This window comes from Mucilaginibacter paludis DSM 18603 (assembly GCF_000166195.2).
Lineage (GTDB): Bacteria > Bacteroidota > Bacteroidia > Sphingobacteriales > Sphingobacteriaceae > Mucilaginibacter > Mucilaginibacter paludis.
This window is the reverse complement of the sequence record NZ_CM001403.1, coordinates 1,878,432-1,894,458: the sequence shown is the minus strand read 5'-3', so window position 1 is coordinate 1,894,458 and position 16,027 is coordinate 1,878,432. Positions and strand designations below refer to the sequence as shown.

The window sequence follows — 16,027 nt, the reverse complement described above, 5'->3', positions numbered from 1 at the left end:
TGTTTTACCAATGGCAAGTTATCCTAAAGTTGTAAAAAAGCTAATCCTTTCGCCAGGTTTATTGGTGTTTTGGCTGCTTTTTACGGGCATAAACATCGCCGCATTGGGTATCACCAAGCCCAGGCCTAAAGTGCTGGTATTTAGCAAAACCATGGGCTTCCACCATTCATCAATTGCGGCTGGTAACCTGGCTATATTGAAATTGAGCTCAGAAAATAATTTTGATGTAGATACCACTACCGATGCTTCAAAATTTACCATCGAAAATTTGAAGCATTACGCGGCTATTGTTTTTTTAAGTACAACAGGCTTAAGCAGCCAGCTTTTTACCGATCAAGAAAGACTGGCGCTTACCCAATATATTAAACAGGGCGGTGGTTATGTAGGTATACATGCGGCTGCCGATTGCTGCTCCGACTGGCAATGGTACGGTAATTTATGTGGTGCTTATTTTAAAGCGCATCCGGCACAGCAGTTAGCTACATTGAATATTGTGGATTCTACTCATGTTTCAACCAAGCATTTACCACACCAGTGGACGCGTAAAGACGAATGGTATAATTACAAATGGATGGCCCCCGATTTGCATGTACTGATTAAAATTGACGAAAAAAGCTATGATGCCGGCCCGGCTGCTATGGGAGCCGATCACCCGATGGCCTGGTATCATAACTATGACGGAGGCAGGGCCTTTTACACCGAGCTCGGCCATACCGACGAATCTTACTCCGATCCCCTATATCTGCAACACCTGCTCGGCGGTATAAAATATGCTGTAGGTAAACGCTAACTTAGTCTACGGCAATACATGAAGTAACTGCTCATAGATATAGGCTTAGCGTAATTGCTTAGGTAATTTTTGATCATTAACCTTACGGGATAGTAATCTCAAAACGGGTTTGGGTTTTTTTGACGAAAATTTTTCGATTATCGAATGCGGAATAGCGGATTTAATTTTATCCCAAAACGATGCAACTGATTGATCATTAACCAAACCCGATGCCTTTTGCGATAGCAGGCCAACCAAAGCTTTCACCATAAAGTTAGACCGCCTGAACAAGGTTTTGTTTAGCGTAAAAGGTAAAATTATTCTGGATAGCCACCCCGCCAGATCTTGTCCCGGTAAGCCTGCCTTATGCTCTCCTTCACTATTTTTTGACCTGGAGAAAAGGGCTGTTACAGTCCCCAAAATAGCACGGGGACTGCTAAAATGTTGTTTGATAACTGCTTCCTGTTCCGTCTTTTCTTGTTTCAGTTTGATGATCTCTGATTTAAGATCACCTATATTTCTGATCATTGCAGCATCCATACTTTTCAATTTTACGTAATTATTAAGGTATTGTGTTACTGTCGCCCGCTAAACATGGAGAATATCCAAAAAATGATGCCAATAACAACAATAACTGCTATAACGCCCACAACGGCGCCGGCTTTAAATATCCCGGTAACTACTGAACAACTGCTCATGGCAACCATTACCAACAGCAATAACGATAGGTTTAACTTTTTCATAATTGATAAAGAAGAAAAAGTCGATATTGTTTTGGATGGATAAAATATTAACTAATAAATAAAATAGAGTTGTTATAGGTATAATGGCCATCTGGCCAGGTTGAAATGATAAAAAATATAAACTATCTGCTTAAAGCAATGTTAACAAATTATGAATGCTGACGTATATCTTTTATTGACAGGTGCGGATCAAAATTCTCCGGAAGTGATTTATTCCAGGAACAGTGATTTGAAAATAAGAGTTTACTGTGTGGGTGAAACTGAGCATACGCTACACGCCAACGAGATTCAGTTGTATGGTTATTGTAATGGTTCGCTCTTGATATTTGAAACTGTAGAGATTCAGGCTGATGATGCCCTGGATATGATACCCGCCATACGCTGGTATGCCAATTATATGGATAACCCAGACATGGAAATATTGCCAGACGACCCCAGGATAGGGCAGGAGATAGCCGTATAAGCGTAAGTGTTAAAGGCAGGAAATAAGAGGCAAGAAGTTAGAAGCAGGAGGCCAGCGGCCAAAGGCAAACTAAACTATCGGCATTATAAGTAATGGAACTGGCCAACCGGAGAAAAAACAGTGATGACGCTTGAAAAGCATCTTAAGCTATGGTATTGCGAGATTTTAAAACGGACGGTCTGTGAAATGTCCCCTTCTCCCAAGTCGGTGTCCCCACCGACAACTTATGCAATCGTACTTAGTAGGCCCTGAAATTCATAATGATATTCCCTTAATTATCTGATTATCAGAGCAAAATTAGATGCAGTAGAGGAGGATTTTTTAAGCCCTCCCTACCGGGGAGGGTTGGGCTACATTACATAAACTCTTCCCACCATTTGTTAATATACGGCTTGCCGTTGTAAACGTAGGTTTCTCCGGGCGCTGGTAGTATAAGGTTAATCTGCTTTTGTTCTGCAAACTCAATAACGCGTTCGACCGGGTCGGTCCAGGTATGGAAGGCCAGGTTAAAGGTTCCCCAATGGATAGGCATCATCAGGGTTGACTTGAGAGCAAGCTGGGCATCGGTTGCATTATCGGGCCCCATGTGTATATCTTTCCAAAGCTCGTTAAATGCCCCAATTTCAAGCATGCTCATATCAAAAGGGCCCAGCTTTTCGCCAATTTCTTTAAACAGGGGGTGTATACCCGAATCGGCTCCGTAATAAATATTATGCACCGGGCCTTTAATAGCGTACGATGCCCATAGCGTTTGGTTGCGGTTAAATATGCTCCGTCCCGAAAAGTGGCGGGCGGGGGCGGCAGTTATTTTAAAACCATTACCCAGTTCCAATTCTTGCCACCAGTCAAATTCAGTAATTTGTTTTTTGGCAATTCCCCATTTCTGTAAAATGAGGCCTACACCCAACGAACAATAAAACGGCGTGCCTTTTTTTGATAGTTCTACCACGGTTTTATCATCCAGGTGGTCGTAATGATCGTGCGATATGATGATACCGTCCAGGTGGGGCATGTCTGCCAGGGCTATCGGCGCCGTGAAAAACCGCTGCGGGCCTAAAAACTGTATCGGCGATGCATTGCGCCAAACCGGGTCTGTTAAAAAACGTTTGCCATCAATTTCTATCAGTAACGATGAGTGCCCCATCCAGGTAATCCGCAAAGTATCCGGCGGCAAATGGCTCAGTTTATGCAATTCAACCGCAAAAGGCCCCGGCGGCTTAGCAGGTTTGGTATTGGGATGCTTTTTTAAGGCCTCGGCCAGCAATGGCCACATATTACCCTCACCCCCGGTTTTGGTTGGTATAGGGTTTAAAAAAACTTTTCCGTCGAAATTTGGTGATGAATACATATATTGTTTGAAGCCGGATATGGCATTACGGTTTCTAAAATAGATTATTTAATTGAAATAAAAACAGGCCATCGGTCATGCCAAAGTATTTATTGGCGCAATTAAAACTACAGTCGGCAAATTGGTGTTAAATTACAGCCCACAAATGGCCAGCATGCTCGGTTATCATCAACATTAAATTAAAAAATACAAATATGTCACACCTTTTTAGTCCGTTAACCATCCGGGGCATCGAGTTAAAAAACCGGATCACGGTATCGCCCATGTGCGAATATTCAAGCGTTGATGGTTTTGCCAATAACTGGCACCTGGTTCACTTAGGCAGCATGGCGGTGGGAGGAGCGGCTCTGGTTATAACCGAAGCTACAGCAGTATCCCCGGAAGGAAGAATAACCCCCGATGATCTTGGCATCTGGAAAGATGAGCATATTGAGCAACTACAAAATATTACAGGCTTTATCCATCAGCAGGGAGCTATAGCCGGTGTGCAACTGGCACATGCCGGGCGCAAGGCCAGCCATTTTAGCCCCTGGAATGGTAATGTGCAAATACCGCTGTTAAGCGGCGGATGGCAGGCCGTATCGGCAAGTGATCTGGCTTTTGCCGATGGGGAAGAAAAGCCTTTGGAGCTTGATCAGGAAGGCGTTGATAAAATAAAGGCCGATTTTAAGGAAGCAACCTATCGTGCCATCAAAGCGGGTTTCAAAGTGATCGAACTGCATGCGGCGCACGGTTATCTGATACACCAGTTTTTATCGCCTCTGAGTAATCACCGTACCGATGAATACGGCGGGTCGTTTGAAAACAGGATTCGTTTGTTGCTTGAAATTACTGAAGTAGTAAGGAGCGCATGGCCCGAAGAGTTTCCGTTGTTTGTACGGATCTCGGCAACCGACTGGACGCCGGGTGGCTGGACTGCCGACGACTCAGTACAACTGGCTCATCGCCTTAAAGAGCAAGGTGTCGACCTGGTTGATTGCTCAACCGGCGGTAACGTGCCTAAAGCCAAAATACCGGTCGGCCCGGGTTACCAGGTGCAATTTGCCGAAACCGTAAAAAAAGAAACCGGGATATTAACTGGTGCCGTAGGCATGATAACGGACCCCGAGCAGGCCGACCAGATCATCAGAAATGAACAGGCCGACATGGTGTTACTGGCACGTCAGCACCTGCGCGACCCGCACTTTGCTTTACGCGCTGCCCATATCCTGGGCCACGAAGTGAAATGGCCCGTACAGTACGAAAGAGCTAAATGGTAACATACAGTTTAAAAACAATTGATTAATTTCACCTATTCAATAACCTAAAAACATAAAAATGAAACGTACCGCAAAAGCACATTGGAATGGCACACTGCAAGCCGGCCAGGGAAAAATTTCAACTCAAAGCACTGTTTTAAATGATACGCAATATTCGTTTAAAACACGCTTTGCAGATGGTGTAGGCACCAATCCCGAAGAGTTAATAGCCGCCGCGCACGCTGGTTGTTTTACCATGGCCGTTGGCGCCGCTTTAACACAGGCCGGTTTTACACCTAACGATCTGGATACCGAAGCTATTTTAGATTTGGATATGGCCGCCTTATCCATTACCGGTATCCACCTGGAATTAAAAGCTTCGGCCATTGATGGCGTAGATAACGAAACCTTTCAAAAAATTGCCGAAGGTGCAAAGGCTAACTGTATTATATCAAAGGCTTTAAATGTGCCTATTACTTTAACCGCTACCTACGCAGGGTAAATTAATAAATTGGATAAAGTACAAAGGGTGATCTGTTAAAGGGCTCACCCTTTTTGTTTAACAAAAGCCGTTAAATCCGGCGCTTTGATTTACATTTGAGGATGTCTGTCTTTAATCAACTGATGATAGGTTCCGGTATTTGCTGGACGCTGACTTACTTGCTCATCATCCGCCGCGGAATACTGGATCTTACTTACGGTATGCCTTTGGCTGCCCTCTGTGCCAATTTATCCTGGGAAACTATTTACTCGTTTGTGCAGCCGCATACTATGCCGCAACTGGTTGTGGATAGGATATGGTTCACGTTCGATTTGTTGATATTGCTGCAATACCTGCGCTTTGGCCCCGGCATCCGGCGCGCCAGCAGGTCGTTTACCTTTTACCTGGAATTTTTGTTGGGCTTTGCCCTTACCTTTACCCTCATCTTGTTTTTAAGCGATGCCCTAAAGGACAGGTATGGCGCTTACGCGGCATTTGGCCAAAATCTGATGATGTCGGTATTGTTTATCGTGATGCTGCGCGAGCGCAGAGCTGTCGATGGGCAAAGCATCTATATCGCTATTTTAAAAATGCTGGGTACTTTGCTGGCGTCGGTAGCCTTTTACACGCAAACCAAAACTTATAGCAATTCGCCCTTAATGCAATTGTTGTTTGTGGCTATTTTGGTTTATGATTTAATTTATATCGGGATGCTCTATCGCCGGTTAAAGCAACACCACATCAAGCCTTTCAAAAGGCTTTGATCTCAATCTTTTTATCGCGTTGATTGCTATACGTGATGTTGCAGGTTTTAATGGCTATGACGTTTTGAACCTCCGTGATCTTCTCTGATGTATAAGCAAAAGCGGGCAAAGGCCCCGACTGCACGCCGGGCCGGGTTTGGCCTGTGGGCGGAAGGATCGGGCAGTCCAAAGCCCCTCTAAACAGCGTAAGCTCTCATGCACACCCAAAAAACCAACACAGTGCATAATCCTCCCCGGTAGGGGAGACTTTTTAAGCCCTCCCTACTGGACTACCGTGTACCCAGATCTTTTTGGTATCATTAAAGAATACTCCGGAGGAGTAAAAGCTCTGTAGCAATGAACAATCACAAAACGTTTAGTGCCCGTAAGTACGCTACCATTATTTAAGCAGTTCACGCAAGTTGCAGAGTTCGTCGCACGGTGAACACACCCCTGCAGCCGCAATGCCCAGCCCACCCCCTCTCTCAAGAGGGGGGCTAAATAAAGTCACTCATTATCAATGTAATATGAAAAAAAAGCGGCGGCCCGTGCGATTCCCCTCTCGAGAGGGGTGGAGGGGTGTGTTCTATGCGAGCGATTATAAAGCGCAGAGATTTTTTATTGTAATATCCTGTTTGTTAGTGTATTATTGATTTGGCGCGAATAGATCATCAACTTGTAAGCAATCAATTTCAACTTAATGATGTTGGTAGTGGGTACGACACATATCCGCTGTATGATGCTCCGTTTTTTTTGAATTGCGCTTATAAAAAAGCGAAGAAGTAGCGTACCAAACGGTACGCAAACTCCATTTCGCCAATATGCTACCGAGCTTTAACCCCGATGAGGTTTTACCAAAAAGATATGGGTACACGGTAGCCTATTGCGGAGGGTTGGGTGGGGCTTCTTCACGCGGCGATTGAGCGTGCCGATGCTCTAAATTAAAGAATACTGATTGTTGGAGCAAAAATAGCACGTGCACCTAATCTAATGCATACTCACCGCTTTTAAAAGATCCCTCCTCCCGTCGGGATGACATGATGTAGAGGGGTTTTGCATTGAAAATCAATAGTTTATTATTATAAACTGTAATTCACTGGTTTGTTTTTCATCAGCAAAGGAGCAAACCAAATGGGCTTTCATTCTATTACAAATTAAAGCTTGCAATTCCAGCAGACAAACTAAAACTATTCGTCACAGTGCTATTTTAATTAACAGTAATTAATAACACCGTAATAAATAATGCCTATCCGTATAATAACTATTTGATGAGGTGCCCGCTTAAATGAATTACGTGCTGCACATATACGGCGGCTTTTATAATGAGGTGTATAATTTGTACGGCGAGTAAAGTGTTCATAAGGTATCGTTGTTTGTTGAAACAAAGATGCCTCGCAGTGTCTCATTTTACTATCATTTTTAGGTGAACGGCAGTAAAATCTCGGTAAACGCGATGAAACTAACTTCTTAAATCCGATAATGTCGGTGAACGGAGTTATTGGTTATTGTTTACCGGTTATTAGGGGATTGCGCAAAAAAAGCACCCGTGCTTTGCGTACGGGTGCTTTTTATAGGAGAGCTGCGGCAGCTAAGGCAGCTTTATGGTTGACGGTTTTTATCCCAATACATTTTTCCAGCTTACCACGTCGCCTAATATGCGGGTGAGGTCATCTGCCGGAACGCGTTCCTGCGCCATGCTGTCGCGGTGGCGTATGGTTACGGTATTATCTTCTAAGCTCTGGTGGTCAACGGTAATACAAATAGGGGTACCAATGGCATCCTGGCGACGGTAGCGCTTGCCTATGGCATCTTTTTCTTCGTATTGTACATTGTATTCCAATTTCAGCTTATCCATTATTTCGCGTGCCTTTTCAGGCAATCCGTCTTTTTTGGTTAAGGGGAAGATGGCCGCCTTAACCGGGGCCAATACAGCCGGCAAGCGCAGTACGGTACGGCTGTCCTGGCGCTCTTCGGTGCTTAAATCTTCTTCCTCGTAAGCGTTTATCATCGTTAATAAAAACATTCGGTCCAAACCGATAGAAGTTTCTATTACGTAAGGAATATAATTACCATAAGGTTTGCCGGTTTCAGGGTCAACCTCGGGGTCGAAGTATTGCATTTTTTTGTTCGAAAACTTTTGATGCTGGCTTAAATCAAAATCAGTACGGCTGTGGATGCCCTCAACCTCTTTAAAACCAAACGGAAACTCGTATTCAATATCAACCGCGGCATTGGCGTAGTGGGCCAGCTTGGCGTGGTCGTGATACTGATATTTGGCAGGGTCGGTACCCAGGGCAACGTGCCATTTTAAACGGGCCGCTTTCCAATATTCATACCATTCCATTTCGGTGCCGGGGCGAATAAAAAATTGCATCTCCATTTGCTCAAACTCGCGCATGCGGATAATAAACTGGCGGGCTATCACCTCGTTACGGAAAGCCTTACCAATTTGTGCTATCCCGAAAGGAATCTTCATCCTTCCGGATTTTTGAACATTCAAAAAGTTAACAAAAATGCCTTGCGCGGTTTCGGGGCGCAGGTATATTTCTTCTGATCCTTCTGCCATGGCGCCAAACTGGGTGCTGAACATCAGGTTAAACTGGCGTACTTCTGTCCAGTTAGCGGTGCCCGATATAGGGCATTTAATGCCGTGTTCTATAATAATTTCGCGCAGGCGGCCCAGGTCATCGCTTTTCAGCGCCTCGTCCATGTCATGCTGTAACTTTTCAGCAAGGTCAGTTTTACCTTCGGTATCGTATAGTGCTATTCTCTCTTCAATCAGCTGATCTGCGCGATAGCGCTTTTTCGAATCCTTGTTATCAATCATCGGATCGTTAAAGCCGTCAACGTGGCCGCTGGCTTTCCATATCTTGGGGTGCATAAATATGGCCGAGTCAATACCTACAATGTTCTCGTGCATTTGCACCATGGCTTTCCACCAATAGGTTTTGATGTTGTTTTTTAGTTCGGCACCATTCTGACCGTAATCGTATACGGCGCTCAGTCCGTCGTAAATTTCACTCGATTGAAAAACAAAGCCATACTCCTTGGCATGCGAGATGACATTTTTAAATAGCTCGTCGGTATTTTTACTCATAACAGGGCAAAGATATATTTTTTGATGGAAGATGGGAGGGGGTTTTTGTGTAAGAGGGGGCAAACGCATCAAAAAAGTTGATTTGATTTTATTGGCGCAAAAAGGGTAACCTGATGACAAGGGGGCACCTACGGAGCCAAAACTTCTTTTTTGTTCCCTATAAACAGGAAGCTCCTACCGGAGCTCTTTAGCGATTTTTTTTTACTCCAGCGGAGTAGCCTGTTTATAGGACAAAACGCCTTTAACCCGCTTTGGCTCCGTAGGTGCCTCCTCTTACTTTTTTAATGCGTTTGCAGCGTTAAGGAAAATATATTTCTACGTGCGATGTTACCGGCAATGCAGATGAGGCACGCTTGTTAAGCTCTGTTTTAATAGCGATCTATTTTAGATGACGAGTACCAGGTTATCCCCCTTGGTGGTTAAATTAATTCACTAATTTTACGCCATGATTGTGGTCAAAAATCTCAACAAAATTTACGATAAACAAAAGGCCGTAAACAGTATATCCTTCACGGCGCAGCCCGGCAAGGTATTAGGTTTTTTAGGCCCTAATGGCGCAGGCAAATCAACCACCATGAAAATGCTCACCTGCTTTATCCCGCCAACATCGGGCAGCGCATCGGTTTATGGCTTTGACGTGGCTACGCAGCCCTTGCAGGTAAGGCAGCACATTGGTTACCTGCCCGAAACCAACCCGCAATACCTGGATATGTATGTAAAGGAGTCGTTAGGCTTTATAGCCGATATTCATCAGCTGCACAACAAGGCCAAACGTATTGCCGAAGTGATCGAATTAACGGGCTTAGGCCCCGAGCAGCATAAAAAGATAGGGCAATTATCCAAAGGCTACCGCCAGCGGGTAGGGCTGGCCCAGGCTGTAATTCACGATCCGGAGGTGCTGATCCTGGACGAGCCCACCTCCGGATTAGATCCCAACCAGTTAGTAGGCATCCGCCAACTGATCCGCGAATTGGGCAAAAACAAAACCGTCATCCTGTCCACCCATATCATGCAGGAGGTAGAAGCCGTTTGCGACCAGGTGATCATCATCAATAAAGGCGAAATTGTAGCCGACGATTCGTTAACCGGTCTGCTCGAAAAACATCAGTATAAAACCCTCGAAAGTATTTTTATTGAACTCACCAACCTGATTACTACACCTCAGGAATAATTACTTTACATATTAACCGTTGAATCACCAAAACAGAATCGGTGGAATCACCAAACCAATCAGTGTAATCATCAACCCAATCGGTGAAATCATCAAACTAATCAGTGTAATCGCAAAAATCAATCGGTGAAATCCCCCAAATAATCAGTGAAATCCCAAAAAAAATAATGAAGAAACTTTTACTATTTATATTAACTATAGCCGCCTTTAAAACTGCCACAGGTCAATCCCGAAATAACGGCGATATTAAAAGCTTCTTTTTTAGCGGCGGCTTTGAATTGGGTGTCCCATCCAACAGTCCGTTCAGCATTAGTTATGGTGGTTCGGGCAAGGCGGAGGTACGGGTTGCCCGAACTTTAGGCGTTACCTTAACCGGCGGCTACAACGTGTATAATTACAAAGGCTCGTTTTTAAATTTTTCGGGACAAAGCACTAACCTGCACCCGGCGTTTATACCCTTAAAAGCGGGGCTTAAATACTTTGTAGGTCCGGGTTTTTATAGCGAGGGCGAATTAGGTACAGCACTTAAAGCCAACTACGGTTCGGGTAATATGTTTGCCTACGCTATCGGCTTTGGTTTTGAAGCCCCCCTGAACACCTACAGCGATATTGATATCGGCTTCCGGTATGAAGGTTACTCGCAAAATCAGTATCAGGTAACCGGGATAAGGGTTGCGTATAGGGTGGGGTGGTGAAATCGGGAACTTATTTGAGAAATCACCCTCCTGTCATTTCGACCAGCGTGAGAAATCTTTTGCGAGCGATAAGTCTATAGCAGACTGATCACGCGCAAAAGATTTCTCTCTCGTACCTCGTTCGAAATGACATTTTATATATTCGTACAATTAATATCGAACACCCTTGCTAATCATTTTAAAAAAAGAAATCTCCTCGTACCTGAGCTCCATGGTGGCCTACGTTACCATCGGTGTTTTTTTATTGGTACTGGGCTTGTTTTTATGGGTATTCCCCGAATCAAGTATTTTAGAATACGGTTATGCCGGTTTGGATAGCCTGTTCAGTACGGCCCCTTATCTGTTTATGTTCCTCATTCCCGCCATTACCATGCGCTCGCTGGCCGAAGAACGTAAAGAAGGCACCTTCGAGCTGCTGGCCACCCGTCCTTTAACCGACTGGCAAATTGTGCTGGGCAAATACTTCGCCTGCCTGCTGTTGGTACTGTTTGCCCTGTTGCCTACCTTGGTTTATTATTATTCGGTTTATCAGTTGGGTAACCCGAAGGGAAATATTGATACGGGTGCTGTTATAGGCTCATACATCGGTTTGTTTTTGTTGGGCGGTGCCTTTGTATCCATCGGCCTGTTTGCTTCGTCGGTTACCAGTAACCAGATTATCGCCTTTACGGTGGCTGTTTTTCTTTGTTTTTTCGCCTTCAGCGGATTAGATTCGTTGAGTACCTTACTTTCTTTACAGGATCTGGGCTTGCAGGATTATGGCATCAATCAGCATTATCAATCCATCAGCCGGGGTGTGCTGGATACGCGCGACCTGGTTTACTTTCTGAGTTTCATCGCAATATTTCTGATGATCACCAAAACCATTGTAGGAGGTAGAAAATGGTAGGCGGCAACCGGAAGAAAGATTTAACACAAGCGGCCCTTTTTGCAGTGGCTGTTTTAGTGATCGGGTTTTTATCGGCACGCGTATTTACCCGTTTTGATTTTACCAAAGAGAAGCGCTATACGCTGACAAGCATCAGCCGCAATTTAATGGATAGCCTGGCCAAACCGGTTAAAATAACGGTTTATTTGCAGGGGACTGAGATGCCCGCCGGATTTAAAAGATTACAAGGCGCTACCCGCGATATGCTCACAGACCTGCAGGCTTACTCGCGCCGCACCCTGCAATTTGAATTTGTTGCCCCTTTGGAAGGGATGAACCAGCAGGAGCAAGCCCAGGCGATACAAAATTTGCAGGCCAAGGGAATTGAGCCCACCAACCTGAGCGTAAAGAACGATAACGGGTTAACTCAAAAAATTATCTTCCCCTCGGCGCTGGTATCCTCAGGTGATAAACAGATCCCGGTTAAGTTATTGCAAACCCGCATGGGGCTCAGTTACGATGAGCAGCTTAACAACTCCATCCAAAACCTGGAGTACGTTTTTGCATCGGCCATTAAAAAGGTAGTGGCAGATGGCAAGCCCGAAATTGGTTTTACCGAAGGGCACCATGAGCTAACAGACCTGCAACTGAACGACGCCATGAAATCCCTGTCGGACGGCTTTGAGGTAGGGCGCGTTAACCTCAAAACAATCCCTTTGGCTAATCTGCAAAAAATAAAGCTGCTCATCATTGCCAAACCCGACAGGCCGTTTACCGAAGACGAAAAATTTAAGGTAGACCAATACCTTATGCATGGCGGCCGGGTTTTATGGAGTATTGACCAGGTAAGCGCCGAACTGGATAGTCTGCGTGGGCACGGTTCTGAGCAGTTGGCCTTTGCTAAACAACTCAACCTCGACGATCAGTTGTTTCGTTACGGCATCCGCATCAACTACGATTTAATTATGGACATGAACTGCGCGCAAATCCCCGTTAATACGGGTAACGTGGCAGGGCAGGGGCAATTGCAAATGGTGCCCTGGTTGTTTTATCCGATATTTGTGCCGGTATCCAAACACCCGCTGGTAAAAAACCTGGATGGCATCCGCAGCGAATTTGCCAGCACTATAGATACGCTGGCGGTTAAGGGTACCAGAAAAACAATCCTTTTAACAACATCGCCCTTTAACCGCAAGTTAAGCGCGCCGCACCTGTTATCGTTACAGATGCTGGAAGAAGTACCCGATCCTAAAACATTCCAAAGCCCGGTTAAAACGGTGGGGGTATTGCTGGAAGGCACCTTCATATCCGATTTCCGTAACAGGCCGGTGCCTGATAGCATACACGAAAAGGTTGATGTGCTGCAGCAAAGCAAGCCAACCAAAATGATTGTTTTGAGCGATGGCGATATTTTTAAAAACCAGGTGGCAGGCGATGGGTCGCCTTTTCAGTTGGGTTTCGACCGCTATACTCAGCAATCATACGGCAATAAAAACCTGCTGCTTAACATAGCCGATTACATGACGGATGATTCCGGCTTGATAGGTTTGCGTACCAAAGAGGTACAATTAAGGCTGTTGGACAGGCCCCGCATCCGTAGCGAAAAATTAAACTGGCAACTGATCAATAATGTTTTGCCTGTTGCAATGGTGTTAATATTTGCTATTTTTCAACATTATATCCGCAGACGAAAGTATGCGCGCTAATTTTTCTATTTTTGATAGATAATATTGAACAGAATATGAGATTTATTGTTTCGACATCAACCTTGCTCAAACAATTACAGGCCGTTAGCGGCGCTTTGAGCAGCAGTACCGTATTGCCCATATTGGAAAACTTTTTATTCGAGATCAAAGATAGCAACCTAACCATCTCGGCTACTGACCTGCAAACCAGTATGACTACCTCTTTATCTGTCGAAGCCAAGGAGAACGGGCGTGTGGCTATTCCGTCGCGTATTTTGTTGGATACTTTGAAATCATTGCCCGAGCAGCCCATCGCTTTTTCGGTAGATGATAAAACATTTGCTATAGAAATTAACGCAGGTGACGGTAAGTACAAGCTAAGCGGCGAGAACGGCGACGATTTCCCTAAGATCCCCGTGGTAGAAAATGCTTCATCAGTAAACCTGCCTGCTTCTGTTTTAGCTGAAGCGATCAATAAAACTATTTTCGCGGTAAGTAACGATGAGTTGCGCCCCGCCATGACGGGTGTTTTTTGCCAGTTATCAACCACATCGTTAACCTTTGTGGCAACAGACGCGCACAAGCTGGTTCGTTACCGACGTAAAGACGCAAAGGCTGCTGGTACAACGTCGTTCATCCTGCCCAAGAAAGCTTTGAACCTGTTAAAATCGTCTTTACCGTCTGACGAGACAAGCGTAGCCGTTGAATATAACAACACCAGTGCGTTTTTTAAATTTGGCAATATTAACCTGGTATGCCGCTTAATTGACGAGCGTTACCCAGACTACGAAGCTGTTATACCACAAACCAATCCTAATAAATTACTGATTGATCGTCAGGCCTTTTTAGGCTCATTGAGCCGCGTGGCTATCTACGCTAATAAAACAACCCACCAAGTGCGTTTAAAAATCAATGGCAGCGAATTGAATATTTCATCAGAAGATATCGACTTTGCCAACGAAGCGCACGAGCGTTTAACCTGCCAATACGAAGGTGATGATATGGAGATCGGCTTCAACGCCCGTTTCCTGATCGAGATGCTGAAAAACCTGGGCAGTGCAGAGGTATCCTTAGAAATGTCGACACCTAACCGTGCCGGCCTGTTGTTACCGCAAGGTGGCGATGAAAACGAGGACGTGCTGATGCTGGTAATGCCGGTAATGTTGAATAGCTACGCTTAAGCAGTAGCCAATAATAGACGTTCAAGCAAGCTTTGACAACTTTTTAAAAGTTGTCAAAGCTTGCTTGAACGTTCCAAAACAAATGTCATTTGAGGAGGTACGAAGAGGAGTCTTCTGCGTCTGACCAGTCTGCTGTAGACTTATCGCTCTCAAAAGGTCCCTCCCTCCGGTCGGGATGACATGGTGGGAGAGGGTTGACCTCGTTAAAACAGATGTCCTTCCGATGAGGTACGAAGAGGAATTCTGCCTCTGACTGTTCCGTTGTAGACTTATCGCTCGCAAAAGGTCCCTCCCTCCGGTCGGGATGACATGGTGGGTGAGGGTTGACCTCGTTCCAAAACAGATGTCCTTCCGATGAGGTACGAAGAGGAATTCTGCCTCTGACTGGTCCGTTGTAGACTTATCGCTTGCAAAAGGTCCTTCCCTCCGGTCGGGATGACATGGTGGGAGAGGGTGAGCTCATTAAAACAAATGTCATACGATGAGGTACGAAGAGGAATCTTCTGCGTCTGACCGGTCTGCTGGATATTGGGCCTGATGCAGAATTAAAGCACAACCTTAAATCTTCTTAGCCAAAGCTTGCTGCCCAAATTGCAATAGCTTATCTGCCGGCATAAAACCAACCGTGCCCAATACGGGCTGCCCCTTCGAGTTAAATATAATTAAAGTAGGGTAGGCTTGCATCTGCCATTCTTTAGCCAGTTGCGGGCCAATGCCTTTTTCCATATCCATCGCCACGTTAATAAAGTTTTTATTATAAAAAGCGGCTACTTTATCGTTTTTAAAAGTGGTGGCTTTAAGCATTTTACAAGGCCCGCACCAGGTGGCATAGGCATCTACAAAGATGTATTTATGCTGGGCGGCGGCTTGTTTTAAAGCTAACTGCCATTGGTCTTCTATAAAAAGGATTCCGGTTGGCGTTTTAGAGGCAGCTTTGGTTTGTGCATAGCTGTTAACGGTTGTAACTTGAACGGCTATCAATAATAGGACGATGGACAATAATTTGGCTTTGCTCTTCATACATGTATAAAATGGATGTGAATATAGTTAAAAAAAAGAGGCTGTCTCAAAATTGGTGTGACCCCAAAAAGTTGGACAGTTTACAAAATTAAGTTTTTTGTACGAGAGCTCGGTATTCCACCGGGCTCTTTCCATTTAACCTGTTTTTTATTCTTTCATTGTTATAGTAATGAATGTATTCTTTTAACGAAGTTATAAATTCTTCCGCAGTTTCAAAGCTCTGTTTGTACAGTAATTCTGTCTTTAAGATCCCAAAGAAGCTTTCGGCCAAGGCATTATCCAAGCAGTTTCCCTTTCTGGACATGCTTTGAATAATTCCATGTTTTTCCAAAGCCTTTCTATATCCATAATGTTGATATTGCCACCCTTGGTCAGAGTGAAAAATAAGTCCCCTTATATCTTTCACTTTATCAAAAGCCTCATATAACATTTCATCTATCATCTGCATATTTGGAGATTTTGAAATACTATAAGAAATGACTTCCCCGTCGAACATGTCAATTATAGGAGATAAATAGATCTTCT

At 44.6% G+C, this 16,027-nt stretch carries 16 protein-coding genes; 10 read left to right on the top strand and 6 right to left on the bottom strand.

Annotation, left to right across the window (positions count from 1 at the left end):
- Nucleotides 1-10 precede the first annotated feature (10 nt).
- Nucleotides 11-790 (top strand): ThuA domain-containing protein, encoded by a 780-nt coding sequence (locus tag MUCPA_RS08035; protein WP_008505652.1) that lies wholly within the window; start codon nt 11-13, stop codon nt 788-790.
- Between the two features lie 45 nt (nt 791-835).
- Here MUCPA_RS08035 and MUCPA_RS08030 read toward each other — a convergent pair whose 3' ends face one another.
- Nucleotides 836-1,309: a hypothetical protein gene (locus MUCPA_RS08030; protein WP_008505651.1), complete on the bottom strand. Its 474-nt coding sequence runs from the start codon at nt 1,307-1,309 to the stop codon at nt 836-838.
- Nucleotides 1,310-1,344: 35 nt separating this feature from the next.
- Nucleotides 1,345-1,512: a phosphatidate cytidylyltransferase gene (locus MUCPA_RS36895; RefSeq protein WP_083839315.1), complete on the bottom strand. Its 168-nt coding sequence runs from the start codon at nt 1,510-1,512 to the stop codon at nt 1,345-1,347.
- Between the two features lie 151 nt (nt 1,513-1,663).
- Between MUCPA_RS36895 and MUCPA_RS08020 the strand changes: the two genes are divergently transcribed.
- Nucleotides 1,664-1,975, top strand: a complete 312-nt coding sequence (locus MUCPA_RS08020; RefSeq protein ID WP_008505649.1) for a hypothetical protein — start codon at nt 1,664-1,666, stop codon at nt 1,973-1,975.
- Between the two features lie 355 nt (nt 1,976-2,330).
- Here MUCPA_RS08020 and MUCPA_RS08015 read toward each other — a convergent pair whose 3' ends face one another.
- On the bottom strand, nt 2,331-3,323 hold the full coding sequence (locus MUCPA_RS08015; protein WP_008505648.1) for an MBL fold metallo-hydrolase: 993 nt from the start codon (nt 3,321-3,323) through the stop codon (nt 2,331-2,333).
- A 194-nt stretch (nt 3,324-3,517) separates the two neighbouring features.
- Between MUCPA_RS08015 and MUCPA_RS08010 the strand changes: the two genes are divergently transcribed.
- The 3 genes from MUCPA_RS08010 to MUCPA_RS08000 all read left to right on the top strand — a co-directional run bounded on the left by MUCPA_RS08010 (nt 3,518) and on the right by MUCPA_RS08000 (nt 5,806).
- Complete coding sequence (locus MUCPA_RS08010; protein WP_008505647.1) at nt 3,518-4,582, top strand: NADH:flavin oxidoreductase/NADH oxidase; 1,065 nt, start codon at nt 3,518-3,520, stop codon at nt 4,580-4,582.
- Nucleotides 4,583-4,640: 58 nt separating this feature from the next.
- Nucleotides 4,641-5,063: an OsmC family protein gene (locus MUCPA_RS08005; RefSeq protein ID WP_008505646.1), complete on the top strand. Its 423-nt coding sequence runs from the start codon at nt 4,641-4,643 to the stop codon at nt 5,061-5,063.
- Nucleotides 5,064-5,164: 101 nt separating this feature from the next.
- Nucleotides 5,165-5,806 (top strand): transmembrane-type terpene cyclase, encoded by a 642-nt coding sequence (locus MUCPA_RS08000; protein WP_040625788.1) that lies wholly within the window; start codon nt 5,165-5,167, stop codon nt 5,804-5,806.
- 1,594 nt (nt 5,807-7,400) lie between these two features.
- Here the strand turns inward: MUCPA_RS08000 and MUCPA_RS07990 are convergent.
- Nucleotides 7,401-8,882: a glycine--tRNA ligase gene (locus MUCPA_RS07990; RefSeq protein WP_008505644.1), complete on the bottom strand. Its 1,482-nt coding sequence runs from the start codon at nt 8,880-8,882 to the stop codon at nt 7,401-7,403.
- A 445-nt stretch (nt 8,883-9,327) separates the two neighbouring features.
- On the opposite strand from MUCPA_RS07990, the gene MUCPA_RS07985 reads away from it, so the two are divergent.
- From MUCPA_RS07985 to dnaN, 5 genes are all read left to right on the top strand, one after another.
- Nucleotides 9,328-10,053 carry an ATP-binding cassette domain-containing protein gene (locus MUCPA_RS07985; protein WP_008505643.1) on the top strand — a complete coding sequence of 242 codons (726 nt, stop codon included), beginning with the start codon at nt 9,328-9,330 and terminating at the stop codon, nt 10,051-10,053.
- Nucleotides 10,054-10,220: 167 nt separating this feature from the next.
- Nucleotides 10,221-10,748, top strand: a complete 528-nt coding sequence (locus MUCPA_RS35810) for a hypothetical protein (protein ID WP_008505642.1) — start codon at nt 10,221-10,223, stop codon at nt 10,746-10,748.
- A 166-nt stretch (nt 10,749-10,914) separates the two neighbouring features.
- Nucleotides 10,915-11,637, top strand: coding sequence for a gliding motility-associated ABC transporter permease subunit GldF (gldF, locus tag MUCPA_RS07975; RefSeq protein ID WP_008505641.1), 723 nt, complete (start codon nt 10,915-10,917; stop codon nt 11,635-11,637).
- Nucleotides 11,631-13,322 carry a gliding motility-associated ABC transporter substrate-binding protein GldG gene (gene gldG, locus MUCPA_RS07970; protein WP_008505640.1) on the top strand — a complete coding sequence of 564 codons (1,692 nt, stop codon included), beginning with the start codon at nt 11,631-11,633 and terminating at the stop codon, nt 13,320-13,322. The genes gldF and gldG overlap by 7 nt, the downstream gene beginning before the upstream one ends.
- A 35-nt stretch (nt 13,323-13,357) precedes the next feature.
- Nucleotides 13,358-14,482, top strand: coding sequence for a DNA polymerase III subunit beta (gene dnaN / locus MUCPA_RS07965; RefSeq protein ID WP_008505639.1), 1,125 nt, complete (start codon nt 13,358-13,360; stop codon nt 14,480-14,482).
- A 558-nt stretch (nt 14,483-15,040) separates the two neighbouring features.
- Here the strand turns inward: dnaN and MUCPA_RS07960 are convergent.
- Nucleotides 15,041-15,502, bottom strand: a complete 462-nt coding sequence (locus tag MUCPA_RS07960) for a thioredoxin family protein (RefSeq protein ID WP_008505638.1) — start codon at nt 15,500-15,502, stop codon at nt 15,041-15,043.
- 88 nt (nt 15,503-15,590) lie between these two features.
- Nucleotides 15,591-16,027: IS3 family transposase (locus MUCPA_RS07955; RefSeq protein WP_008505636.1), on the bottom strand; the 437-nt coding region annotated here is incomplete at its 5' end.

Bases quoted from the DNA above. Each gene is read 5' to 3' on its own strand.
- MUCPA_RS08015 (WP_008505648.1), bottom strand. From the start codon at position 3,323: ATGTATTCATCACCAAATTTCGACGGAAAAGTTTTTTTAAACCCTATA.
- MUCPA_RS08000 (WP_040625788.1), top strand. From the start codon at position 5,165: ATGTCTGTCTTTAATCAACTGATGATAGGTTCCGGTATTTGCTGGACG.
- MUCPA_RS35810 (WP_008505642.1), top strand. From the start codon at position 10,221: ATGAAGAAACTTTTACTATTTATATTAACTATAGCCGCCTTTAAAACT.
- MUCPA_RS08030 (WP_008505651.1), bottom strand. From the start codon at position 1,309: ATGGATGCTGCAATGATCAGAAATATAGGTGATCTTAAATCAGAGATC.
- MUCPA_RS08005 (WP_008505646.1), top strand. From the start codon at position 4,641: ATGAAACGTACCGCAAAAGCACATTGGAATGGCACACTGCAAGCCGGC.
- MUCPA_RS08020 (WP_008505649.1), top strand. From the start codon at position 1,664: ATGAATGCTGACGTATATCTTTTATTGACAGGTGCGGATCAAAATTCT.
- dnaN (WP_008505639.1), top strand. From the start codon at position 13,358: ATGAGATTTATTGTTTCGACATCAACCTTGCTCAAACAATTACAGGCC.
- gldG (WP_008505640.1), top strand. From the start codon at position 11,631: ATGGTAGGCGGCAACCGGAAGAAAGATTTAACACAAGCGGCCCTTTTT.
- MUCPA_RS07985 (WP_008505643.1), top strand. From the start codon at position 9,328: ATGATTGTGGTCAAAAATCTCAACAAAATTTACGATAAACAAAAGGCC.
- MUCPA_RS07990 (WP_008505644.1), bottom strand. From the start codon at position 8,882: ATGAGTAAAAATACCGACGAGCTATTTAAAAATGTCATCTCGCATGCC.
- MUCPA_RS36895 (WP_083839315.1), bottom strand. From the start codon at position 1,512: ATGAAAAAGTTAAACCTATCGTTATTGCTGTTGGTAATGGTTGCCATG.
- MUCPA_RS08035 (WP_008505652.1), top strand. From the start codon at position 11: ATGGCAAGTTATCCTAAAGTTGTAAAAAAGCTAATCCTTTCGCCAGGT.
- MUCPA_RS08010 (WP_008505647.1), top strand. From the start codon at position 3,518: ATGTCACACCTTTTTAGTCCGTTAACCATCCGGGGCATCGAGTTAAAA.
- MUCPA_RS07960 (WP_008505638.1), bottom strand. From the start codon at position 15,502: ATGAAGAGCAAAGCCAAATTATTGTCCATCGTCCTATTATTGATAGCC.